The 23,520-nt window shown below is 60.0% G+C and carries 20 protein-coding genes; 13 read left to right on the top strand and 7 right to left on the bottom strand.

Going from position 1 to position 23,520, the window contains the following annotated elements:
- Window positions 1-143 precede the first annotated feature (143 nt).
- The 5 genes from ICA16_RS04120 (at window position 144) to ICA16_RS04100 (ending at window position 6,251) form a co-directional block, all read left to right on the top strand.
- Complete coding sequence (locus ICA16_RS04120) at window positions 144-1,523, top strand: UDP-glucose dehydrogenase family protein (RefSeq protein ID WP_210699997.1); 1,380 nt, start codon at window positions 144-146, stop codon at window positions 1,521-1,523.
- A 194-nt stretch (window positions 1,524-1,717) separates the two neighbouring features.
- Window positions 1,718-2,896: an MFS transporter gene (locus ICA16_RS04115; RefSeq protein WP_210699996.1), complete on the top strand. Its 1,179-nt coding sequence runs from the start codon at window positions 1,718-1,720 to the stop codon at window positions 2,894-2,896.
- A gap of 155 nt (window positions 2,897-3,051) precedes the next feature.
- Window positions 3,052-3,747 (top strand): HPP family protein, encoded by a 696-nt coding sequence (locus ICA16_RS04110; protein ID WP_150615579.1) that lies wholly within the window; start codon window positions 3,052-3,054, stop codon window positions 3,745-3,747.
- 242 nt (window positions 3,748-3,989) lie between these two features.
- The gene (locus tag ICA16_RS04105; RefSeq protein WP_210699995.1) at window positions 3,990-5,096 is read left to right on the top strand and encodes an enoyl-CoA hydratase/isomerase family protein; all 1,107 of its coding nucleotides are present in this window, start codon (window positions 3,990-3,992) and stop codon (window positions 5,094-5,096) included.
- A gap of 3 nt (window positions 5,097-5,099) precedes the next feature.
- Window positions 5,100-6,251: an acyl-CoA dehydrogenase family protein gene (locus ICA16_RS04100; RefSeq protein WP_150615577.1), complete on the top strand. Its 1,152-nt coding sequence runs from the start codon at window positions 5,100-5,102 to the stop codon at window positions 6,249-6,251.
- 137 nt (window positions 6,252-6,388) lie between these two features.
- Here ICA16_RS04100 and ICA16_RS04095 read toward each other — a convergent pair whose 3' ends face one another.
- The 6 genes from ICA16_RS04095 to ICA16_RS04070 all read right to left on the bottom strand — a co-directional run bounded on the left by ICA16_RS04095 (window position 6,389) and on the right by ICA16_RS04070 (window position 13,422).
- Window positions 6,389-7,162, bottom strand: a complete 774-nt coding sequence (locus ICA16_RS04095) for an enoyl-CoA hydratase (protein ID WP_210699994.1) — start codon at window positions 7,160-7,162, stop codon at window positions 6,389-6,391.
- A 15-nt stretch (window positions 7,163-7,177) separates the two neighbouring features.
- On the bottom strand, window positions 7,178-8,305 hold the full coding sequence (locus tag ICA16_RS04090; protein WP_150603557.1) for an acyl-CoA dehydrogenase: 1,128 nt from the start codon (window positions 8,303-8,305) through the stop codon (window positions 7,178-7,180).
- A gap of 151 nt (window positions 8,306-8,456) precedes the next feature.
- Window positions 8,457-9,650, bottom strand: coding sequence for an acetyl-CoA C-acyltransferase (locus ICA16_RS04085; protein WP_210699993.1), 1,194 nt, complete (start codon window positions 9,648-9,650; stop codon window positions 8,457-8,459).
- A 12-nt stretch (window positions 9,651-9,662) separates the two neighbouring features.
- Window positions 9,663-10,424: an SDR family NAD(P)-dependent oxidoreductase gene (locus ICA16_RS04080; RefSeq protein WP_150615573.1), complete on the bottom strand. Its 762-nt coding sequence runs from the start codon at window positions 10,422-10,424 to the stop codon at window positions 9,663-9,665.
- A 16-nt stretch (window positions 10,425-10,440) separates the two neighbouring features.
- Window positions 10,441-12,105 carry an AMP-binding protein gene (locus ICA16_RS04075; RefSeq protein WP_210699992.1) on the bottom strand — a complete coding sequence of 555 codons (1,665 nt, stop codon included), beginning with the start codon at window positions 12,103-12,105 and terminating at the stop codon, window positions 10,441-10,443.
- Between the two features lie 300 nt (window positions 12,106-12,405).
- Window positions 12,406-13,422: an AraC family transcriptional regulator gene (locus ICA16_RS04070; protein ID WP_210699991.1), complete on the bottom strand. Its 1,017-nt coding sequence runs from the start codon at window positions 13,420-13,422 to the stop codon at window positions 12,406-12,408.
- 291 nt (window positions 13,423-13,713) lie between these two features.
- Here ICA16_RS04070 and efeU point away from each other — a divergent pair, with 291 nt between their 5' ends.
- Genes efeU through efeO (ICA16_RS04050) form a run of 4 tightly spaced genes read left to right on the top strand, consistent with a single transcriptional unit; the run spans window position 13,714 to window position 17,930 of the window.
- Window positions 13,714-14,553 (top strand): iron uptake transporter permease EfeU, encoded by an 840-nt coding sequence (gene efeU, locus ICA16_RS04065; protein WP_210699990.1) that lies wholly within the window; start codon window positions 13,714-13,716, stop codon window positions 14,551-14,553.
- Window positions 14,554-14,561: 8 nt separating this feature from the next.
- A complete protein-coding gene (efeO, locus tag ICA16_RS04060; protein ID WP_210699989.1) occupies window positions 14,562-15,761 on the top strand; it encodes an iron uptake system protein EfeO in 1,200 nt (399 codons plus the stop codon).
- 17 nt (window positions 15,762-15,778) lie between these two features.
- On the top strand, window positions 15,779-17,077 hold the full coding sequence (gene efeB / locus ICA16_RS04055) for an iron uptake transporter deferrochelatase/peroxidase subunit (protein WP_210699988.1): 1,299 nt from the start codon (window positions 15,779-15,781) through the stop codon (window positions 17,075-17,077).
- A gap of 28 nt (window positions 17,078-17,105) precedes the next feature.
- On the top strand, window positions 17,106-17,930 hold the full coding sequence (gene efeO / locus ICA16_RS04050) for an iron uptake system protein EfeO (RefSeq protein ID WP_210699987.1): 825 nt from the start codon (window positions 17,106-17,108) through the stop codon (window positions 17,928-17,930).
- Between the two features lie 151 nt (window positions 17,931-18,081).
- Here the strand turns inward: efeO (ICA16_RS04050) and pssA are convergent, their stop codons facing one another.
- A complete protein-coding gene (gene pssA / locus ICA16_RS04045; protein ID WP_210552768.1) occupies window positions 18,082-19,425 on the bottom strand; it encodes a CDP-diacylglycerol--serine O-phosphatidyltransferase in 1,344 nt (447 codons plus the stop codon).
- 216 nt (window positions 19,426-19,641) lie between these two features.
- Here pssA and ICA16_RS04040 point away from each other — a divergent pair, with 216 nt between their 5' ends.
- The 4 genes from ICA16_RS04040 to ICA16_RS04025 all read left to right on the top strand — a co-directional run bounded on the left by ICA16_RS04040 (window position 19,642) and on the right by ICA16_RS04025 (window position 23,354).
- On the top strand, window positions 19,642-20,205 hold the full coding sequence (locus ICA16_RS04040; protein WP_210699986.1) for a TetR/AcrR family transcriptional regulator: 564 nt from the start codon (window positions 19,642-19,644) through the stop codon (window positions 20,203-20,205).
- Between the two features lie 55 nt (window positions 20,206-20,260).
- Complete coding sequence (locus tag ICA16_RS04035) at window positions 20,261-20,740, top strand: nuclear transport factor 2 family protein (RefSeq protein ID WP_210699985.1); 480 nt, start codon at window positions 20,261-20,263, stop codon at window positions 20,738-20,740.
- A 211-nt stretch (window positions 20,741-20,951) separates the two neighbouring features.
- Window positions 20,952-21,809 (top strand): SDR family oxidoreductase, encoded by an 858-nt coding sequence (locus ICA16_RS04030; RefSeq protein WP_150603568.1) that lies wholly within the window; start codon window positions 20,952-20,954, stop codon window positions 21,807-21,809.
- Between the two features lie 171 nt (window positions 21,810-21,980).
- Entirely contained in the window at window positions 21,981-23,354 is a 1,374-nt protein-coding gene (locus tag ICA16_RS04025) for a cation:proton antiporter (protein ID WP_210699984.1), read from the top strand.
- The last annotated feature ends 166 nt before the right edge of the window (window positions 23,355-23,520 follow it).

The following is a 23,520-nucleotide window of genomic DNA, read 5'->3' as shown; positions in this document are numbered from 1 at the left end:
CTTGAAATTCCGTGTTTTTCAGACAACCGGGCGGACGTTGCAAGCGCGATAGACGAATTGAAACATGCCCCTGTCTACCCTGATCGCGGTCATCAACCGATCAACACTCATCTGGCTCGCGCGTCCGCATTCAGGAGTGCTTCATGAAAATCACGGTATTTGGCAGCGGTTACGTCGGTCTGGTGCAAGCGGCTGTGCTGGCCGAAGTCGGGCATGACGTGGTGTGTATGGACGTCGACCAGAACAAGGTCGACTTGCTGAGTCAGGGCCACGTCAGCATTTTCGAACCGGGGCTGGCCAGCCTGGTGCGCGAGGGGCTGGATGCGAAACGCCTGTTGTTCACCAGCGATGAAAAACTCGCCGTGCAACACGGCCGGGTGGCGTTCATTGCGGTGGGTACGCCGTCCCGTGAAGACGGCTCGGCCGATTTGCGCTACGTGCTCTCGGTCGGCGACGCCATTGCGAGGCACCGTGAGCAGCCGTTGATTCTGGTGGAGAAATCCACGGTGCCGGTGGGCACGGGCGACACCTTGCGCACTCACATCGAAAAGGCCTTGATCAAAGTGGGTCGGTTGCTGCATTTCGATATCGTCTCCAACCCGGAATTTCTCAAGGAAGGCTCCGCCGTTGCCGACTGCCGCCGCCCGGACCGCATCGTCATCGGCTGCGAGGGCGATGAGGTGCGTGATGTGATGCGCGATCTGTACGCGCCCTTCAACCGCAACCATGACCGCATCATGTTCATGGACCTGCGCAGCGCCGAGCTGACCAAGTACGCCGCCAACTGCATGCTCGCGACCAAGATCAGCTTCATCAACCAGATCGCCGAACTGGCCGAACACTTGGGTGCCGACATCGAATCGGTGCGCCAGGGTATCGGCGCCGATACGCGCATCGGCTACCACTTTATCTATCCGGGTTGTGGTTATGGCGGTTCGTGCTTTCCCAAGGACATGCGCGCCTTGATCCACAGTGCCGAACAGGCGCACTGCTCCAGCGACTTGCTGCAAGCAGTCGAAGCGATCAACCAGCGGCAGAAGCACAAACTGTTCGAGCGCATCAATGCGTTCTACCGAGGCGAACTGCGCGGCAAGACCTTCGCCCTGTGGGGCCTGGCCTTCAAACCCAACACCGACGACATGCGCGATGCACCGAGCCGGGTCTTGCTGGAAGAACTCTGGGCCGCCGGCGCCAGCGTGCGCGCGTTCGATCCCGAGGCCATGCAGCAAACCCAGAACCTCTACCCCAACGAATCGAAACTGATGTTGATGGGCACACCGGAGTCAACATTGCCCGGTACCGACGCGTTGATCATCTGCACCGAATGGCAACAGTTCAAGGCGCCGGATTTCGACCTCATCAAACAACGTCTGAACACCCCGGTGATCTTCGACGGTCGCAATCTGTACGACGCCGAGCGGTTGGCGCGCAACGGCTTCCAGTACTTCCCGATGGGCCGTGGCGAGTCGCGCAAATTGCCAATCCCGCTACAACAATGGCCCCATGCGTCCGACGTCGCCTGACCGGTTATTGCGAACACGAACCCCCATGTAGGAGCTGCCGAAGGCTGCGATCTTTTGATCTTGATTGTTAAAGATCGCAGCCTTCGGCAGCTCCTACATAGGGGATTTTGTTGTGTCAGGTTGACCGGTGACTGAGACCCGGTGAGGATGGCGACGCCCGCCTGTGCATTTGAAATAAGGACATTGACCTCTTCGTGGCCACCTATTCTCCCCTGATCCGCCGGCTGATGATCAGCTCGCTGACGGTCGTCATCAGCCGTGCCCTGATCAGCCCATTGCTGACCTTGTTTCTCAGCAACAAACTTGGCCTCAACCCACAGGACGTCGGGCTGCTGCTGGGCATTGCGGTGTTCAGCGCCACACTGCTGTCGCTTTATGGGGGCTACATCATCGATCGGCTGAACAAGCGCCAGTTGCTGATTCTGACCATGCTGTCGAGCGGTATCGGCCTGATGCTGCTGACCTTCGCGCAGAATCTGTACCTGGTCACGCTGGTGCTGATCATCAGCGAAACCGCCTCGGCGCTGTTCCTGATCTGCTCCAAGGCGATCCTCAGCGAGAACCTGCCCGTCGGCCAGCGGGTCAAGGCGTTTTCCCTGACCTACACGCTGACCAACATCGGTTACGCCGTCGGCCCGATGATTGGCGTGGTGATTGCCGGCATCCAGCCTGCCGCGCCTTTTATCGTCGCCGGGGCGATTGCGTGTGGCAGCGTGTTCCTGCTGCTCGGCGCCGCCAGGGAGGTGAACCCGATATCGCCGCTCGGCCAGCCGCAAAGCTTTCTGAATACCCTGATCATTCTGAAAAACGACCGCACGATGGTCCTGTTGACCCTCGGCTGTCTGCTCAGCACGTTGGTGCACGGGCGATTCACTTTGTACCTGTCGCAGTACCTGCTGGTGACGCACACTCAGCAACAGACCCTCGACACCATGGCCGCCCTGCTCGCCTGCAACGCGATCACGGTGATCCTGCTGCAATACCAGATTGGCCGCTTCCTCAAACGTGAACACCTGCGGTACTGGATTGCCGGGGGCACCGCGCTGTTCATCGTCGGGTTGATCGGCTTCAGTTTCGCCGACAGCCTCATCGGCTGGTGCGTGGCAATGTTCATTTTCACCTTGGGCGAGATGATCATCTACCCGGCGGATTTCCTCTTCGTCGATACCCTGGCCCCGGAAGAACTTCGCGGCAGCTACTACGGCGCACAGAATCTGGCGGCGCTGGGCGGTGCTCTAAGCCCGGTAATGTGCGGGTTTCTGCTGATGCACACGCCGGCGCCGAGCATGTTTTATGCGCTGAGTATTCTGGCGGCATTGGGCGGTTATCTGTGTTTTGTCAGTGGGCGCAGGGTCGCTTCAATGCAAAAGTAATGCACTCAAACTGCATTAATATGAATTTGTCAGCATCGAGAATGATCGGCACACTGTGCGCGTTCCTCCCCCAATGTTGGAACACTTCGAGGGCTTTCCGGATTTGCCGGACAAGTCCTTTTTTTTGCCCGGATTTTTGCAAGGATCGGTTTTACATGCTCGCTCGCTGGTTACCCGCCGCCATCAACACCCGACCGACCGAATGGAGCCGCGCCGCTATCGGCATGGCACTGGGGACGCTGTTCAGCGTGTGGTTGTGCGCCCAGGTCTTCGGGCATGAAGTGGCTTATCACCTGATCGGCCCGTTGGGCGCGTCGGCGGTGCTGCTGTTCGCCGTATCGTCAGGTGCCCTCGCCCAGCCGTGGTCGATTCTGGGCGGCTATCTGTGTGCCGGCGTCGTAGCGCTGCTGGTCGCCCATGTGCTCGGCCGAACACTCGGTAGCGCGTGCCTGGCGGCGGGCATGGCGTTGATTCTGATGTGCTGGTTGCGCTGCCTGCACCCACCGGCCGGCGCGTTGGCACTGACTCTGGTGCTGGCCGACCCGGCAACCATCGCCCTGGACTGGAAAGCCATGGAGCCAGTGATGCTGGGGGCTGCGTGCATGTTGGCCAGTGCCTTGGCCTACAACAACCTGACGCGCATTCGTTACCCGAAACGCCCCGCCGAACCCGCGCCCGTGGTTGCCCCGGTCGACAGCCAGGCGATTACGGCTGAAGACCTGAAACTGGCGCTGGCCGACATGGAGGCGTTCATCGACATCACGCCTGAAGATCTTGAGCAACTGATCCACGCCAGTGAACTGCATGCCAAGCGGCGCAGTATTGGTGAAGTCTTTACCCGCCCGTCCTGACTCCCTCGAACTCTTTGTAGGAGCTGCCGAAGGCTGCGATCTTTTGATGTGGATTTTTCAAGATCAAAAGATCGCAGCCTTCGGCAGCTCCTACACTGGTACTGCATTCCATCACCTGATGTAAAAACGCACACAGCCCCTGCAGATATCCCCGTTGTACACGGCAAATTTGCACTGTTACGATCCGTTAACGCTCGCGTGCGAGCTTCTCGAATAAAGACAATAAAAGCAGGGAGTTAGTGATGACTGCTCAGGCTTCATCCCCGCGGACTCTGTCCATGGATGCCACGCAAAACGAAGTGCTGGCCGAGGTTCGCAACCACATCGGTCACCTGACCCTTAACCGCCCCGCCGGCCTCAACGCCATTACCCTCGACATGGTTCGCCTGCTGCAACAGCAGCTCGACGCTTGGGCGAGCGACGCCGATGTGCACGCCGTTGTGCTGCGCGGTGCCGGTGACAAAGCCTTCTGCGCCGGTGGCGACATTCGTTCGCTTTACGACAGTTTCAAGAGCGGCGACACGCTGCACGAAGATTTCTTCGTCGAGGAATACGCCCTCGACCTGACGATTCACCATTACCGCAAACCGGTGCTGGCCCTGATGGACGGATTTGTCCTCGGTGGCGGCATGGGCCTGGTGCAAGGCGCCGATCTGCGCGTGGTCACCGAAAAGAGCCGACTGGCAATGCCGGAAGTGGCCATCGGTTATTTCCCGGACGTCGGCGGCAGCTATTTCCTGCCGCGCATTCCCGGCGAGCTGGGGATCTACCTGGGCGTCAGCGGCGTGCAGATCCGCGCTGCCGATGCGTTGTATTGCGGGCTCGCTGACTGGTATCTGGACAGCAGCAAACTGGCCATCCTCGATGAAAAACTCGATCAGATGGAATGGCAGGACACGCCACTCAAGTCGCTGCAAAACCTGTTGGCCAAACACGGCGTGCAAACCCTGCCCGATGCGCCGCTTGAAGCCTTGCGTCCGGCCATCGACCACTTCTTCGCGCTGCCGGACGTGCCAAGCATGGTCGAGCAACTGCGTGCCGTGACCGTGGCTGACAGCCATGAATGGGCGACCACCACGGCTGATCTGCTGGAAACCCGCTCACCGCTGGCCACGGCCGTTACCCTGGAAATGCTCCGTCGCGGCCGGCACTTGAGCCTGGAACAGTGCTTCGCCCTCGAACTGCACCTGGATCGTCAGTGGTTCGCCCGCGGTGACCTGATCGAAGGCGTGCGCGCGCTGCTGATCGACAAAGACAAGACACCGCGCTGGAACCCGCCGACCCTCGCCGCGCTGGACCCTGCGCATGTGGCGAGTTTCTTCCACGGTTTTGCTGAGAGCGGGAGCTGAGCCATGCACGATCTCGAACTGACTGAAGAACAAGTGATGATCCGCGACATGGCCCGGGACTTTGCCCGCGGCGAAATCGCACCTCATGCGCAAGCCTGGGAAAAGGCTGGCTGGATCGACGACGCCCTCGTGGCGAAGATGGGCGAGTTGGGTCTGCTGGGCATGGTCGTGCCCGAAGAATGGGGCGGCACTTACGTTGATTACGTCGCTTATGCGCTGGCCGTGGAAGAGATTTCCGCCGGCGATGGCGCGACGGGCGCGTTCATGAGCATCCACAACTCGGTCGGTTGCGGCCCGGTGATGAATTACGGCAGCGACGAGCAGAAACAGACCTGGCTGGCGGATCTGGCCAGCGGCGCGGTGATCGGCTGCTTCTGCCTGACTGAGCCGCAGGCCGGTTCCGAAGCACACAACCTGCGCACTCGCGCCGAGTTGCGCGATGGCCAGTGGGTGATCAACGGCGCCAAGCAATTTGTCAGCAACGGCAAGCGGGCAAAACTGGCGATCGTGTTTGCGGTGACTGACCCGGATCTGGGCAAGAAAGGCATTTCGGCGTTTCTGGTGCCCACCGATACACCGGGGTTCATCGTCGATCGCACTGAACACAAAATGGGCATCCGCGCTTCCGACACCTGTGCGGTGACGCTGAACAACTGCAGCATTCCCGAGGCCAATCTGCTTGGCGAGCGCGGCAAAGGTCTGGCGATTGCCCTGTCCAACCTTGAAGGCGGACGCATCGGCATTGCCGCGCAAGCGTTGGGGATTGCCCGTGCGGCGTTTGAAGCGGCGTTGGTTTATTCGCGGGATCGAGTGCAGTTCGGCAAGCCGATCAACGAGCACCAGAGCATCGCCAATCTGCTGGCCGACATGCACATGCAATTGAACGCGGCACGGCTGATGATTCTGCATGCGGCGCGTTTGCGCACGGCGGGCAAACCGTGTTTGTCGGAGGCCTCACAGGCCAAGCTGTTTGCCTCGGAAATGGCCGAGAAGGTTTGCTCGTCGGCGATTCAGATTCATGGCGGGTATGGCTATCTGGAAGACTATCCGGTCGAGAAGTACTACCGCGATGCGCGGATTACCCAGATTTATGAAGGGTCGAGCGAGATTCAGCGGATGGTGATTGCTCGGGAGTTGAAGAACTACCAGCTTTAAAAGCAAAAGATCGCAGCCTGCGGCAGCTCCTACACGGGGATTTGCGCTTCCCTGTAGGAGCTGCCGCAGGCTGCGATCTTTTGATCTTCTAAAAGCATCGCCAGCAAGCTGGCGATGAGGCCAGTCAAGTTCGCGAATTACTTACCCTTGAACTCAGGCGCCCGCTTGGCCACAAACGCTGCCATCCCTTCCTTCTGATCCTGCGTCGCAAACGCCGCATGGAACACCCGGCGCTCAAACCGCACACCCTCCGTCAGGTTGACCTCAAACGCACGGTTGACGCTTTCCTTGACCATCATCGCAATCGGCAGCGATTTGCTGGCGATCACCGCGGCGACCTTCAGCGCTTCGTCCAGCAATTCATCACTCGGCACGATCCGCGCGACGATGCCGCAACGTTCAGCTTCAATCGCGTCGATCAAACGCCCGCTCAGGCACATTTCCATGGCTTTGGCTTTGCCCACAGCACGAGTCAAACGTTGTGTGCCGCCCATGCCCGGCAGCACGCCGAGGTTGATTTCCGGCTGGCCGAATTTGGCGTTGTCGCCGGCCAGGATAAAGTCGCACATCAACGCCAGCTCACAGCCACCGCCGAGAGCGAAGCCATTGACCGCGGCGATGATCGGCTTGCGGCGGTTGGCCACGCGATCACTGTCGCTGAACAGGTCGTCCATGTAGATCTGCGGATAAGTCAGTTCGGCCATTTCCTTGATGTCGGCGCCGGCAGCGAAAGCCTTTTTTGAGCCGGTGATGACGATGCAACCGATGTTGGCATCCGCTTCCAGCGCATCAAGTGCCTGATTCACTTCGCTGACCAGTTGTGCGTTCAGCGCGTTGAGCGCCTGCGGCCGATTGAGCGTGATCAGGCCCACGCGGCCGTGATTTTCCAGGAGAATCGTTTCGTACGTCATGAATAAAATTCCTTGTCAGAGATTGCGCGAAATAACCATGCGCTGAATATCGCTGGTGCCTTCGTAGATCTGGCAGACGCGCACGTCACGGTAAATGCGCTCCAGCGGGAAATCGTTGAGATAACCGTAACCGCCGAGCGTCTGCAAGGCCATCGAGCAGACTTTCTCGGCCATCTCGGATGCAAACAGTTTGGCCATGGACGCTTCAACCAGCGCCGGTTGACCGCTGTCACGCAACGCCGCCGCGTAATGCACCATTTGCCGGGCGACGGCGATTTGCGTCGCCATATCGGCGAGGCGAAACGCAACGGCCTGGTGTTCGATGATCGGCTTGCCAAAGGTGTCACGGTCACGGGCGTAATCGCGCGCCGCTTCGAATGCTGCACGGGCCATGCCCACCGATTGCGAGGCGATACCGACACGGCCACCTTCGAGGTTGGCCAGGGCGATTTTGTAACCTTCGCCCTCCTCACCCAGCCGGTTGGCGACCGGCACTTTGACGTCTTCGAAGAGAATCTGGCAAGTGTCCGACGCGTGCTGGCCGAGCTTGTCTTCGACACGGGCGACCTTGTAGCCCGGCGAATCGGTCGGCACGATAAACGCGGTGATCCCGCGCTTGCCGGCACCGGGATCGGTCACCGCAAAGACGATCACGATCCCGGCGTTCTGCCCGGAGGTGATGAACTGTTTGCAGCCGTTCAGCACGTAATGATCGCCTTCCAGACGTGCGCGAGTCTTCAGGCTGCTGGCGTCGGAACCGGCCTGCGGTTCGGTCAGGGCGAACGCACCGAGCATCGCACCGCTGGCCAGCGGTTTGAGGAAGCGTTCACGCTGGTCGTCGTTGCCGAACTTGAGGATCGGCACGCAACCGACCGAATTGTGCACGCTCATGATCGTCGAGCAGGCACCGTCGCCGGCGGCGATTTCTTCCAGGGCCATGGCGTAGGCCAGGTAACCGGTGTCGCAACCGCCCCACTGCTCCGGCACGAGCATGCCGAAAAAGCCCAGTTCGGCCATCTCGCCAATGGCTTCCTTGGGAAAGCGGTGCTCGCGATCCCACTCGGCGGCGAACGGTTTCAGCCGTTCCTCGGCAAACTGCCGGGCCATGTCGCGGATCTGTTGTTGGTCTTCGTTGGGGATCATGGTGAGTCCTTAAATCCGGGTTACCACACGATTCCCTGTAGGAGCTGCCGGAGGCTCGGGCCGCGATCGGACGATCTTTTGATCTTTTTTTTGCGAACTAAAGTCAAAAGATCGCAGCCTTCGGCAGCTCCTACAGGGGGGAAGGTGTGTGTCAGTAAACGCACTCCACGGCCATGGCCGTTGCTTCGCCGCCACCAATGCAGATGGCTGCGATGCCGCGTTTCAAATTGTTCTGGCGCAACGCCGAAAGTAACGTCACCAGAATCCGCGCACCGGACGCACCAATCGGATGGCCCAGCGCACAAGCGCCGCCGTGGATATTGAGTTTCTCGTGCGGGATGTCGAGGTGCTTCATGGCTGCCATGGCAACCACCGCAAACGCTTCGTTGACTTCAAACAGGTCAACCTCGGCCAGCGACCAACCGGCCTTCTTCACCAGTTTGTTGATCGCCCCGATCGGCGCCACCGGAAACAGGCCCGGGGTATCAGCGAACGCCGAGTGACCGTGAATGACCGCCAGCGGTTTCAAACCAAGTGTCTGCGCCTGCGACTGACGCATCAGCACCAGCGCCGCCGCACCGTCGGAGATCGAACTGGAATTCGCCGCCGTCACCGTACCGCCCTCGCGGAACGCCGGTTTCAGCGAAGCGACCTTGTCCAGCTTGGCTTTCGGCGGCTGTTCGTCATTGCTGATCAGCACCTGCTCTTTACCGACAGTCACGGTCAGCGGGACGATTTCTTCCTTGAAGCGGCCGTCCTTGATCGCCTGTTGCGCGCGGGTGGTCGAGGCGATGGCGAAGGCGTCCTGCGCTTCACGGCTGAACGCGTTGGTGTCGGCGCATTCCTCGGCGAAGGTGCCCATCAGACGCCCCTTGTCGTAGGCGTCTTCGAGACCGTCGAGGAACATCGAATCCAGCACCCGGCCGTGGCCCATGCGGTAACCGGCGCGGGCACGATCCAGCAGATAGGGCGAGTTGGACATGCTTTCCATGCCGCCGGCGATCACCACATCGGCGCTGCCAGCGACCAGCATGTCGTGGGCCAGGATGGTGGTTTCCATGCCCGAGCCGCACATCTTGTTGACGGTGGTGCAACGGGTCGATTTATCCAGCCCGGCGCCCAGCGCTGCTTGTCGCGCAGGGGCCTGACCGAGGCCGGCGGGCAATACGCAACCGAACAGCACTTCATCGACCGCATCGCTGGCGACACCGGCGCGTTCAACCGCTGCCTTGATGGCGGCAGCGCCGAGTTGTGGCGCGGTGAGGCTTTTCAGTTCGCCCTGAAAACCGCCCATCGGGGTACGAACGGCGCTGACGATAACAATCGGATCGTTGGAAATAGTCATGACAAATCCTCCTTACTTGGCGGCCATGCGCAAGGCACCGTCGAGACGGATCACCTCGCCGTTGAGCATGCTGTTTTCGATGATATGCCGAACCAGCGCGGCGTACTCGGCAGGCTTGCCCAGACGCGGCGGGAACGGTACGCCCGCAGCCAGCGAGTCGCGGACTTCCGGGGTCATGCCGGCCATCATCGGCGTTTCAAAAATGCCCGGGGCGATGGTCATCACGCGGATGCCGAAGCGCGCCAGTTCGCGGGCGGCTGGCAGGGTCAGGCTGGCGATGGCACCCTTGGATGCTGCATACGCGGCCTGACCAATCTGGCCGTCGAACGCCGCTACCGAAGCGGTGTTAATGATCACGCCGCGCTCACCGTCAGCATTGGCCTCGCTCTCGGCAATCGCCGCTGCAGCCAGGCGCAGCATGTTGAAGCTGCCGATCAGGTTGACGTTGATCACCTGGGCGAAACTGGCCAGTGCGTGCGGGCCGGTCTTGCCGAGAATCTTCTCGCCACGGACGATGCCGGCGCAGTTGACCAGACCGTTGAGGCTGCCAAATGCAGTGACGGTCGCTTGAACGGCGGCTTCGGCGGCGGCTTCGTTACTGATGTCGGCGACGACGCTTTGCGCACCCAGGCGCTTGGCCTGCGCGGCCACCGCTTCGGCGTTCATGTCCACCAGCATCACTTTGGCGCCGGCACTCACCAGCAATTCAGCGGTGGCTGCACCCAGGCCAGACGCGCCGCCGGTGACGATAAAAACCTTGTTCTCGATCTGCATGACTGTTTCCTTCGATTCAAGCTGAAACGTTGTGCGCCGCGGCCTCTTGAGCCTTGGCGATTTCCTGGTTGCGCAAGATAAAGCGCTGCAATTTGCCGCTTGGGGTTTTGGGCAATTCACTGACAAATTCGATTTCCCGCGGGTACGAATGCGCGGCCAGACGCTTGCGTACGTGCTGGCGAAGTTCTTCGGCCAACGCAGGCTCCGCGCGGTATTGCGCGCTGAGCACCACGAAGGCTTTGACCAGTTCGGTACGCTCCGGATCGGGTTTGCCGACCACCGCTGCTTCGACCACGGCAGGATGTTCGATCAGCGCGCTTTCGACATCGAACGGGCCGACGCGGTAGCCAGACGTGGTAATCACGTCGTCGCTGCGGCCGACGAAACTGATGCTGCCGTCCGGATTCCATTCCACGGTGTCGCCGCTCAGGTAGTAATCGCCGACGAAGGCTTTGGTTGGCGCGCCCTCATAGCCGCCAAACCAGCACATCGGCGACTTGGCGCGGTCGATGGCGAGGATGCCCGGCTGGCCGACGCCGAGTTCGTTGTTCTGCTCGTCGAGCACCACAATGCGATGCCCCGGTGAGGCGAAACCGGCGGCGCCAACGTGAACCGCATGGTCGAGGCCATGGTGGTTGCACAGCACCATGCCCAGTTCGGTCTGGCCGTAATGGTCGTGGATGACCACGTCGAGGTTGTCGGCGAACCAGCGGATCACTTCCGGGTTCAGCGGCTCGCCCGCGCTGCTGATGATCCGCAGCTTGCCTTTTATCGACTTCGCGAACTCGTCACCGCCGGCAATCAGCAAACGATAGGCCGTCGGCGAACCGGTGAGGTTGGTGATCCCGTACTTGTTGATCACCCGGCAGGTGCTTTCGAGGGTGAACGGGCCATCGTAGAAAGTGATCGGATGCCCCATGGCCAGCGGACCGGTGACGCCGAAATAGATGCCATAGGCCCAACCCGGATCGGCGACGTTCCAGAATGCATCTTCCGGGCGCAGATCCACCGCATCACGGGTGTAACTCTGGAACGCGACGATCGCCTTGAGCGGTACCGACAGCGCTTTCGCCGGGCCAGTGGTGCCCGAGGTAAACATCAGCAGGAACGGGTCTTCGCAGCTCAGCAGCACGGGGTCGCAGACGTTGGGATAATTGGCCAGTTCAGCCCAGAAACTGAAATCGCCACGGACAATGCCCTGGCCCTTGGCGCCGCCGACCGTGACCAGGGTCGGGCAGTCGGCGACTTCAGCGAGTTTCGGCCGGTTGACGGCGTCGGTCACAACGACTTTGGCGCCGGAGCTGTTCAGTCGATGTTCGAGGGCCTTGGGCCCGAACGCGGTGAACAGCGGTTGGTACACCGCTCCGATGCGCCAGGTGGCAAAAACGGTAATGAGCAATTCGACATTGCGTGGCAGCAGACCGGCGACCTTGTCACCCTTCTGTACGCCTTGGGCGAGGAGGAAATTGGCGAAACGCGCGGCTTTGTCCTGCAAGTCGCTGAAGGTGTACGTCGCGCTGGCGCCGTCGCGACCTTCCCAGAACAGCGCTATGCGCCCCGGCAATGCATGGCGGTCGCAGCATTCGACGCAGGCGTTGAGCGCCTCAAGCGAGCCGCTGAGCGCGGCGTCCACAGTGTGCTGATAGTTGAACTGTTCGGTGGCAGACAAGTAATCGCGCATTGCCAGAATCCCTCTGTGTTTTTATTAGGCTGGGAACCGTAAACAACAGAGGGATAGTCGCGCTGCACGGGGCTGGGGGCAATGGTCAAAGCCATCAAAGTGGCTGACTGGTTTGGCCAGGGTTCTGAATATGACTCACAACTTCTGTAGGAGCTGCTGTAGGAGCTGCCGAAGGCTGCGATCTTTTGATTCTGCTTTTTAAGATCAAAAGATCGTCCGATCGCGGCCCGAGCCTTCGGCAGCTCCTACAGGGGAATGCATTTCAAATGTGGGAGCCAGCCTGCTGGCGATGGCGTCAGATCAAACAACTTCATTCAATATCAGCGTGCGGTAATGCCCGGGATTTGACCCCGACCACTTGCGAAACGCCTTGTAGAACGAACTGGCATCGGCAAACCCCAAACGGCTGGCGATCTCGACAAAGCTGATCGACGGCTCGGCCAGCCAGACAATCGCCAGCTCCTTGCGCACGCTGTCCTTGAGGCCCTGATATGTCTGCCCTTCTTCCGCCAGACGGCGGCGCAAAGTCGAGGCCGACATGCACAGTTGCTGGGCCAGCGCTTCGGTTTCCGGCCACTGCTCGGCAGGCAACTGACGCAAATCGTGTTTGATCCGGCTGGCCAGGCTCTGCGGGTCGCGGTACTTGACCAGAATGTTGGCCGGCGCGTGAGCCAAGAAGCGCTTGAGCTCCTCGGCGGAACGTTTGATCGGCAAATCGAGGCAATCGGCGGAAAAGATCATCCGCGTGCGTGGCCGATCAAAGCGCAGGTTGTCCGAGAACATCACCCGATAGTCATCGGTAAAGTCCGGCGCCGGGCAACGCAGCTCGATGGCCAGGATCGGAATCCGCCGCCCCGCCAGCCAGCAGGCCACGCCGTGGACGATCATCCAATAGGTGAAATAGGTAAACGCGCGGCGTGGTTCGGGATCGTCTTCGAGCAGGACAATTTCCGCCAGACTCTGCTGATGCACCAGTTGCGCAGGAAGGCGTTCGAGCATCAGCGACAGAAAGCTCAGCCCTGTGTTCAAACCGGCCGCCAGCGTCGGTTGTGCCATGGCGCTGCGACAGAGGAACTCCAGACTGCCGGACTTGAGCTTGCGCGGGTCCATGCCGAAAAACTCGTCATCACCCCGCCGAGCCAACAAGCGCCAGAGCTTTGCATATTGCGACGCCGGCACCCGGCCATCGACGGTTTGCAGCAATACCGGATCAATACCGACCTTGCTCAAGACTTCTTCCGTGGTGACGCCCGGGGCACAACTTTGCAGTAGCGCTTCACGCACCAGTTGCACGGCGATGGTGTCTTTTTCCGACATGGAACGCGGCAGACCTTGTTGTTTTGAATGACGGGCATCTTACCGCAGGACGGGAATTCAGCACGAATCCCCTGTAGGAGTGAGCCTGCTCGCGATGGCGGTGGGTCATTCAACGCAAATGTTTCAGACAGATCGCCATCGCGAGCAGGCTCACTCCTACAGTTGACCGGTTCTGGGCAAAAGATCGGGGTTGTTCAGCTTATGTTCAGGTTCTTGTCAATCATTGTCATATGGGAATTAGTGTCATTATGTTACAACTTAGCTTCCTATCTAAATCACCGCGGATACCGAATGCTCGTTCCCTTTCTGATCATGCTGCGCGAAGGCATTGAAGCCGCGTTGATCGTTGGCATCATCGCCAGCTACCTGCAACAGACCGGCCGCGGCCAATGGATGCCCGCCGTGTGGATCGGCGTTTTTCTCGCAGCAGCCCTGGCATTGCTGGTCGGCGGTGGCCTGGAACTGGTCAGCGCCGAATTCCCGCAAAAGCAGCAGGAACTGTTCGAAGGCGTGGTCGGATTGGTGGCCGTGGCGATTCTCAGCTCGATGGTGTTCTGGATGCGCAAGGTCGCGCGGTCGATCAAACATTCGCTGCACGCGTCGCTGGATCAGGCGCTGACTTCGTCTAAACATCAGGTGATAGCGCTGATCGCCATGGTCTTCTTCGCCGTGGCGCGAGAGGGTCTGGAAACGGTGTTCTTCCTGCTCGCCGTGTTCCAGCAGAGCGAAGGTCCGGGCGCGCCGATTGGTGCCCTGCTCGGCCTGATTCTGGCGATCATCGTTGGCTTCCTCATCTACAGCGGCAGCATGCGCCTCAACCTCTCGGCATTTTTCAAGTGGACCGGGTTGTTCATTCTGGTCGTGGCCGCGGGGATTCTCGCCAATTCGGTGCAAGCCCTGCATGAAGCCGGCGTGTGGAATCACCTGCAAACCGTGCTCTTCGATTTCAGCGCGACGCTGCCGATGGATGGCCCGCTGGGCTCGGTGCTGGCCGGCATGTTCGGTTATCAGGATGCGCCGACGGTCAGCACCCTCGGCGCGTACCTGATCTATCTGCTGCTGGCGCTGGTGATGTTCTTCCTGCCCGCGCCCAAGCCTGACGCGCAATCGTCTTCCGTTTCCAGCCAATAAGGGCACTCATGTCAAAGCCTAATACTCCTCAGGCCTCGCCTCCCCGTGCCTTGCGTTGGGCGCTGGCCGGTTCGGTGGTCGTGATGATCGCCGCCGGTGGCCTGTTCTGGTACGCCTCGAAAATGGCCGCGGCCAAGCGTCAGCACAACCACGATGAAGTGGTGGTCAACATTCATCCGGGCAATTGCGAGCCGAACGCCCTGACAGTCCCGGCCGGTCGCGCCAGTTTCCGTATCGTCAACCGTTCCGAACGTGCGGTGGAATGGGAGATCCTCGACGGCGTGCTGGTGGTCGAAGAGCGTGAAAACATCGCCCCGGGCCTGAGCCAAGTGGTCAATGCCAACCTGCAACCCGGCGACTACGCCATCACTTGCGGCCTGCTGAGCAACCCGCGCGGCACCCTGCATGTGACACCGACCGCCGCTTCTGACGCCGCCGCGAAAGCCAAGCCGTCGATGGTTGCCTTCATCGGGCCGCTGTCGGAATTCCGTGTGTATCTGGCCAGCCAGGGCAGCGCGTTGATCAAAACCACCACCGCGCTCAATCAGGCGATTGCCAGTGGCGACTTGAGTCAGGCGCAGGCGTTGTACCTGCCGGCGCGGGCGGCGTATCAACGCTTGGCTCCGGCGGCTCAGCGACTGGCCGAACTGGACAACCGCATCAACGCGCGCGCCGATTATTTCGAAAAACGCGAGCAGGATCCGGCGTTCGTCGGTTTCCACCGCATCGAATACGCACTGTTCCAGCAACGCCAACTCGATGGTCTCGCCGCCGTCGCCCAGCGTTTGGTGAGCGACGTCACCACGCTGAAACAGCAACTGCTCGCACAATCGTTGCCGCCGGAGCAACTGGTCAACATCGTCGTGCGCAACCTCAACACTCTCGCCGACGTGCGTGCCGCCAGCGGTGAAGAAGAACGCTACAGCCACAGCGACCTCAACGGTTTCGCCGCCAATCTGCAAACCGCGCACAAAGTCGTCGATTTGCTGCGGCCGATGCTGAGCAAATCAGCGGCGGATCTCTTGCCGAAAATCGAGCAGACGCTGGCCGACTTCGACAACCAACTGAATAGCTACAAGGTCAAGGACGGCTACGCCAGCTACGACGCCATCAACGGCGCGCAACGCAAGCAGATCGCCGACAAGGCGCAGGCTTTGGCCGACGCACTTGATGGCATCGATCCAGCCCTTGGCCTCTCCGGCCTGTAAGCAGAAGACCCGTACCGATGAAAGACTCAGAACAACTCAACCTGCAACGCCGCCGCGTACTGATGGGCATGGGCGCTGCCGGTGTCGCACTGGCCGGATCGGCCCTGAGCTGCCCGGCCATGGCTGCCGCACCTGCGCAAGTCACCGAAGCACCGAGCAGCGACAAGACTGAAGACCGTCACGATTTCCACGGCGTGCATCAAACCGGCATCGTCACCCCTCGCCCGGCATCGGGCATGTTGGTGGCGTTCGATGTGTTGGCCAGTGATCGCGAAGATCTCGAGCGACTGTTTCGCACGCTCAACGAGCGCATCGCCTTCCTGATGAAGGGCGGTCCGGTCGCGCAGCTCGACCCGAAACTGCCGCCGCCGGATTCCGGCATCCTCGGCCCGGTCGTCACCCCGGACAACCTGACCATCACCGTGTCCGTGGGCGACTCGCTGTTCGATGAGCGCTTCGGCCTGACGGACGCCAAACCCAAACGTCTGCAACGCATGGTCGGTTTCCCCAACGATGCGCTGGAGGCCGATTGCTGCCATGGCGATTTGAGTCTGCAGTTCTGCGCCAACACCGCCGACACCAACATCCACGCCCTGCGCGACATCGTCAAAAACCTGCCGGACCTGTTGCTGGTGCGCTGGAAACAGGAAGGCAGCGTGCCGCCGCAAGCCCCGGCCAAGCCCGGTGTCCCGGCGCAATCGGCGCGCAATTTCCTGGGTTTCCGTGATGGCTCGGCCAACCCTGATTCCAACGACGATAAAGCCATGGATCGCCTGGTATGGGTGCAATCGGGCAGCGACGAGCCCGCCTGGGCGGCGCACGGCAGTTATCAAGCGGTACGGATCATCCGCAACTTCGTCGAACGCTGGGATCGCACGCCGTTGCAGGAGCAGGAAAGCATTTTCGGTCGGACCAAGAACACCGGCGCGCCGATGGGCGGCCACCACGAAAGCGAGGTCCCGGATTACAGCAAAGACCCGGAAGGCAAGCTGACCAGGCTCGACGCGCACATTCGTCTGGCCAACCCGCGCACCGCCGCCAGCCAGGCCAACCTGATCCTGCGTCGCCCGTTCAACTATTCAAACGGCGTCAACAAGAACGGCCAGCTCGACATGGGCCTGCTGTTCATCTGTTACCAGGCCGATCTGGAAAAAGGCTTTATCACCGTGCAGACCCGCCTCAACGGCGAACCGCTGGAGGAATACCTCAAACCGGTCGGCGGCGGTTACTTCTTCACCCTGCCGGGGGTGACGGGCGACAAGGACTTTATCGGTCGCTCGCTGCTCAACGCCACACAACCCAAAACAGCCGCATAAAACAACTTCAACACTGGAGCCGCCACCCATGAAAAAGACGCCACTCGCGTTATTGCTGACCCTCGGTTTGCTCAACACCCCGCTGTCGGCATTCGCCGCGACAGCACCGCTGGATCTGGTCGGGCCGGTGTCGGACTACAAGATCTACGTCACCGAACAACTCGATGAACTGGCCAGCCACACCCAGCAATTCACCGACGCCGTGAAGAAAGGCGACCTGGCGTCCGCGCAAAAACTCTACGCACCGACCCGCGTTTTCTACGAGTCGATCGAGCCAATTGCCGAGCTGTTCAGTGACCTCGATGCGTCCATCGACTCGCGTGTGGATGACCACGAAAAAGGCGTGAAGGCTGAAGATTTCACCGGTTTCCACCGTATCGAATATTCGCTGTTTTCGGAAAAGAGCACCCAGGGCCTCGACGCACTGGCGGATGGCTTGAACAAAGACGTGCAAGACCTGCAAACCCGCGTCGCTGGCCTGACCTTCCCGCCGGAAAAAGTGGTGGGTGGCGCTGCTGCGTTGCTGGAAGAAGTGGCCGCAACGAAGATCTCCGGCGAGGAAGATCGCTATAGCCACACCGACCTGTATGACTTCCAGGGCAACATCGACGGCGCGAAGAAAATCGTCGATTTGTTCCGTCCGCAAATCGAGCAGCAGGACAAGGCTTTCATAGCGAAAGTCGACAAGAACTTCGCCACCGTCAACAAGGTGCTGGCCAGGTACAAGACTCAGGATGGCGGGTTTGAGACGTATGACAAGGTCAAGGATAACGACCGCAAGGCGCTGGTCGGACCGGTGAATACCTTGGCGGAAGACCTTTCCACGTTGCGTGGGAAGTTGGGGCTGAACTGAGTTTATGTAGGGTTTTTCAGGGCCTCATCGCTGGCAAGCCAGCTCCCACAGGTTTGGCCGGTGTTCACAAAATCTGTGTGCACTGCAAACCCTGTGGGAGCTGGCTTGCCAGCGATGGCGTCAGCAGGCCCGCCGCATCATCCGGATCAATTTACAAAATCCGGTAAAGCAACCGCTCAATCCGCACCCGACTCACGCGCTTGAGAAACTTCGCCACCCCTGCCGGGTATTCCGGCAAGGTCTCCAGATCGTGGAAGCTGGAAATCCGCGAGGTATGGCGGAAGATCGCCTCCAGCTCCTGCGCTCGCGGGGCCACCCACTCGCCTTTGGGATCATCGATCAACAACGCATTTTCCAGGTCCAGGCGGAACGCCCTTGGATTAAGGTTGTTGCCGGTCAGCAGCGTATAGCGCTGGTCGATCCACATGCCCTTGAGGTGATAGGTGTTGTCGCCGTCACGCCACAGGTGCAGGTTCAACTGACCGCTGTCGATGCTGCGCTGATGGCGTTTGGCGAAGCGGCGCAGGCTGATCTCGTACAGGTACGGCAACGCTGCGATCACCCGGAACGGCTCGCTCGGCGGGATGTAGAAGTCGTTGGCGGTCTTGTCGCCGACCACGATGTCGATCTTCACGCCACGGGCCAGCGCGCGGTTGATCTCGCGGATCACCCCCAGCGGCAGGTTGAAGTAAGGCGTACAAATGGTCAGCTGCTTTTGCGCACTGGCGATCAATTCGAGAATCGCCCGGTTCAATGGGTTGTTCTTGCCCACGCCGAGCAATGGACTGACCGACAGCCCCTCTTTGGCGGTGCTGCCGGCACTGGTGTCGTAGGTCGCGTGCTTGAGGCGGCTGCGCAAATCGCCGATGTCGTTACGCAAGCTGCGGGTGGTCGGCAGGTTCGGCAGGTCGAGGCGATGCACTGCTTTTGATTCGATCAGGCCGTGCTTGACCAGGTGATGCATCGAGTCCGCCAGCTCATGGCTTTGCAAGACGTGATAGCGGTCGAACCGGTACTTGTCGAACTTGTGCAGGTAAACGTTGTTCAGGCTGGCGCCGCTGTAAACCACGCAATCGTCGATCACGAAGCCCTTCAAATGCAGCACGCCGAACAGTTCGCGGGTCTGCACCGGCACGCCATAGACCGGCACTTCACTCTGGTGAGTGCGGGTCATTTCCTGATACCACGCCGAATTGCCCGGCTGCTTGCCGGCACCGATCAGCCCGCGCTGGGCGCGCAGCCAGTCAACCACCACGGCGATTTCCAGCTCGGGACGCTTGAGTTTGGCGGCGTGCAAGGCATCGAGGATTTCCTGACCGGCTTCGTCTTGCTGCAAATACAGGGCGACGATATAGATGCGCTGGGTCGCCGCAGCGATTTTCTCCAGCAGGCAACGACGGAACTCGGCGGCGCCGGACAAAATGGTCACGGCCTCGGCGGTCAGCGGAAAGCTGCGCAGTTTAGGCAGCAGAGAGCGTTTGAAAAGCAACGGCATAGGGCTCGCAATGGGTCGAATCCGAAGAACCCGAGAGCTTACACCATCGATCCCTGTGGGTCTTGTGAGGGTCTGTAAAGAGATCAAAAGATCGCAGCCTTCGGCAGCTACTGCACGGGGGGTTGTGAACACCTTGTAGGAGCTGCCGAAGGCTGCGATTTTTTGACTTTAAAAAATAGCTTGCCAATGAAGAACGGCCGTTCTACTGTGCGCAACATGAACAAAATCACTGACACCTCAACCCGCGACATCATTCTGGATGTCACCGAAAAGCTGATCTACAAAAGTGGCATCGCCGCCACGGGCATGGATCTTCTGGTGAAAACCGCCGGCGTCTCCAGAAAGAGCATCTACCGCTACTTCACCAATAAGGACGAGTTGGTGACCGCCGCCCTGCAACGCCGCGACGTGCGCTGGATGCACTGGTACCGGAGCGCTGTCGATCAGGCCGAAACGCCGGCCGATCGCCTGCTCAACCTGTTTACCGTGCTCAAGGGCTGGTTCGCCTCGGAAGGTTTCCGCGGCTGCGCCTTTATCAACACCAGTGGTGAGACCGGCGACGCGCAAGATCCGGTGCGTCTGGTCGCCAGGGAACACAAACAGAAACTGCTCGACTACGTGTGCGAGCTGTGTACCGAACATGGCGCCAAGGACCCGCAGTTGCTGGCCAAACAGCTGCTGATCCTGATTGACGGCGCCATTACCGTAGCGCTTGTGATGGGTGATCACAGTGCCGCCGATAATGCGCAATGCATGGCGCGAAAGTTATTGGACCTGTAACGCCTTAATAAGCCTGACAAGTTGTTTAAACGTTGAATCTATCGGGAGACTGATTATGTCTACTGCAGCTCAGGTACGTCCGCCATTGCCACCCTTCAACCGTGAATCGGCCATCGAGAAAGTTCGTCTGGCCGAAGACGGCTGGAACTCCCGCGACCCTGAAAGGGTTTCGCTGGCTTACACCCTCGACACGAAATGGCGCAACCGCGCCGAGTTCGCCAACAACCGTGAAGAAGCCAAAGCCTTCCTCACCCGCAAATGGTCGAAAGAGCTGGATTACCGCCTGATCAAGGAACTCTGGGCCTACTCGGACACGCGCATTGCCGTGCGCTATGCCTACGAATGGCACGACGATTCAGGTAACTGGTTCCGCTCCTACGGTAATGAAAACTGGGAGTTCGACGACAACGGCCTGATGTTCCAGCGCTACGCGTGCATCAACGACATGCCGATTCAGGAAAGCGAGCGCAAGTTTCACTGGCCGCTGGGTCGCCGGCCGGATGATCATCCGGGGCTGTCGGACCTTGGTCTGTAACCCGCACCTGTAGGAGCTGCGGCACGCTGCGATCTTTTGATCTTGCTCTTAAAAAACGGATCAAAAGATCGCAGCCTCGTTTCACTCGACAGCTCCTACAGGGGGACTTGGGTTTTGCTCAACGCAAAATCGTCAGCGCAAATCCGATCGAACTCATGGCAAACCCGCCGGGTCAACCAGCCATACCCGCCATGAGACTCGGAGACCTACGATGACCGATTATCCAAAACCACCCTTCCCTGCGCAGGCCCAATCCGTTCCCGGTTCGCAACGCAAAATGGAGCCATACCCTGATTGTGGTGAGCAAAGCTACGTCGGCTCTGGCCGCCTGGCCGGCAAGATCGCCCTGATCACTGGCGGCGACAGCGGTATCGGCCGCGCTGTGGCCATTGCTTTTGCCCGTGAAGGCGCTGACGTTGTCGTCGCTTACCTCAATGAACACGAAGACGCCAAGGAAACCGCGCGCTGGGTCGAACAGGCCGGTCGCCAATGCCTGTTGCTGTCGGGTGACCTCGCGCAAAAGTCCCATTGCCAGGACCTGGTCGATCAAACCATTGAACGCTTCGGCCGCATCGACGTGCTGGTCAACAACGCCGCGTTCCAGATGACCCACGAAAACTTCGAAGACATCCCCGATGACGAATGGGTGATGACGTTCGACGTCAACATCACTGCGATTTTCCGTTTGTGTCAGGCGGCGATCAAACACATGCGCCCCGGCGCGTCGATCATTAACACCAGCTCAGTCAATTCCGACATGCCGAAGCCGACCCTGCTGGCCTACGCCACCACCAAAGGTGCGATCGCCAACTTTACCGGTGGTCTGGCGCAGATGCTCGGGCCCAAGGAAATCCGCGTGAACTGCGTGGCGCCGGGGCCGATCTGGACCCCTCTGATCGTCTCGACCATGCCGGATGAAGAAGTGCAGAACTTCGGTGGCAATACCCCGCTCGGACGCCCGGGACAACCCGTGGAAGTGGCGCCGATCTATGTGCTGCTGGCCTCGGATGAAGCCAGCTACATCACTGGTCAACGCTACGGCGTGACCGGCGGCAAACCGATGCTCTGACGTTCGCCCCTGATCAGTGCCGCCCCCGTCCCGTGTAGGAGCTGCCGCAGGCTGCGATGTTTTGATCTGGTCTTCTAGAATCAAAAGATCGCAGCCTGCGGCAGCTCCTACAGGGAATTCGGCGGGAAAAATGAACACGACGCCCGGTCTACCCATTACGAGAGAAGAATCATGAGTTTTACCGTGTGGGTTGCCGTGCTCGGCGCCGTGTTGCTGACCTTGGCGCTGACGTCCTCGTACTTGCGCTGGATGCCGGTGACCACCTCGGCGGTGTGCTTGCTGCTGGGTGTTGCGATTGGCCCCAGTGGCCTGGATCTGCTGAAACTGTCGCTGGAGGACGCCTCGTTGTGGATGGAGCACCTGACGGAAGTCGCGGTGCTCTTTTCGTTGTTTGTCTGCGGATTGAAACTGCGCCTGCCGTTACGCGATAAACGCTGGCGAATCGCGTTCGGCCTGGCCGGCCCGGTCATGGTGCTGACCATCGCCGGCGTTTGCCTGCTGCTGCATTGGGGTTTGCAGCTGCCGTGGGGGCCATCGTTGCTGATCGGCGCGATTCTGGCGCCGACCGACCCGGTACTCGCGGCGCTGGTCCAGGTCAACGATGCGCGGGATGTCGACAGCGTGCGGTTCGGCCTGTCTGGCGAGGCCGGGCTGAATGACGGTATCGCCTTTCCTTTCGTAATCCTCGGGTTGTTATTGCTACAGGGCGACAGCAGCACCGGACTATGGCAGGACTGGTTTTTGCGCAGTGTGTTATGGGCTGTGCCCGCCGGATTGCTGACCGGTTATTGGATGGGCCGCGGCATTGGACGCGTGACGCTGTCATTACGCATCCACAACGAAGACAGCACCCTGAGCCCCAACGACTATCTGGCGCTGGCATTGATCGCGCTGGCCTATGTCGTGGCCGAAGCCATTGGTGGTTACGGCTTCCTGTCGGTATTTGCTGCGGGACTAGGCCTGCGTCAGGTGGAAGTGCAATCCACCGGTGCCGGCCAGCCGCCCGCCGAGCATCTGGTGCAACCGGTGGTCGGTCACCTGAATGCGGAACCGCAGCATGCAGTGCATGGCGATACCGAACGTTTGGAAGACAGCCAGGTTGCTGCCGGGATCATGATGGGTGACATGTTGTCGTTCGGGGGCTTGGTCGAACGGGCGATGGAAGTGTTTCTCGTCACACTGCTGGGTGTTGTGCTGATTGCACACTGGGACTGGCGGGCATTACTGATTGGCGGCGTGTTGTTCTGCCTGATTCGCCCGCTTTGTGTTGCGCTGATGCCGTGGGGATCTTTGCTGGAGGGACGGCAACGTTTGCTGATCGGCTGGTTCGGCATTCGCGGGATCGGCAGCCTGTTCTATCTGTTTTATGCCTTGAATCATGGACTGAGCGATTCCGTGGCCACGTTGTGTACCGACCTGACGCTGTCGGTGGTGGCGCTGAGCATTTTGCTGCATGGCATCAGTACGCAACCGATCCTGGCGCGATATGAACAGCGCAAAAAGCGCTCTCCCCAAAAACCTCAGCAACCCCGCCAACCTGTGTAGGAGCTGCCGAAGGCTGCGATCTTTTGATCGTAAAAAACAAGATCAAAAGATCGCAGCCTTCGGCAGCTCCTACAGGGAGTTGTGGGGGTGCAAAATTGTTGTGAAAAAAATGGATCGCTCAGCAATGGTCAGCGGTCACAACCTTAACCCCCGTCGCACCCTGTGT

The sequence above is a fragment of the Pseudomonas anatoliensis genome, assembly GCF_017976235.1.
Classification (GTDB): Bacteria; Pseudomonadota; Gammaproteobacteria; order Pseudomonadales; family Pseudomonadaceae; genus Aquipseudomonas; species Aquipseudomonas anatoliensis.
The sequence above is the reverse complement of the archived record's forward strand: the minus strand, read 5'-3'. Positions and strand labels throughout refer to the sequence as shown.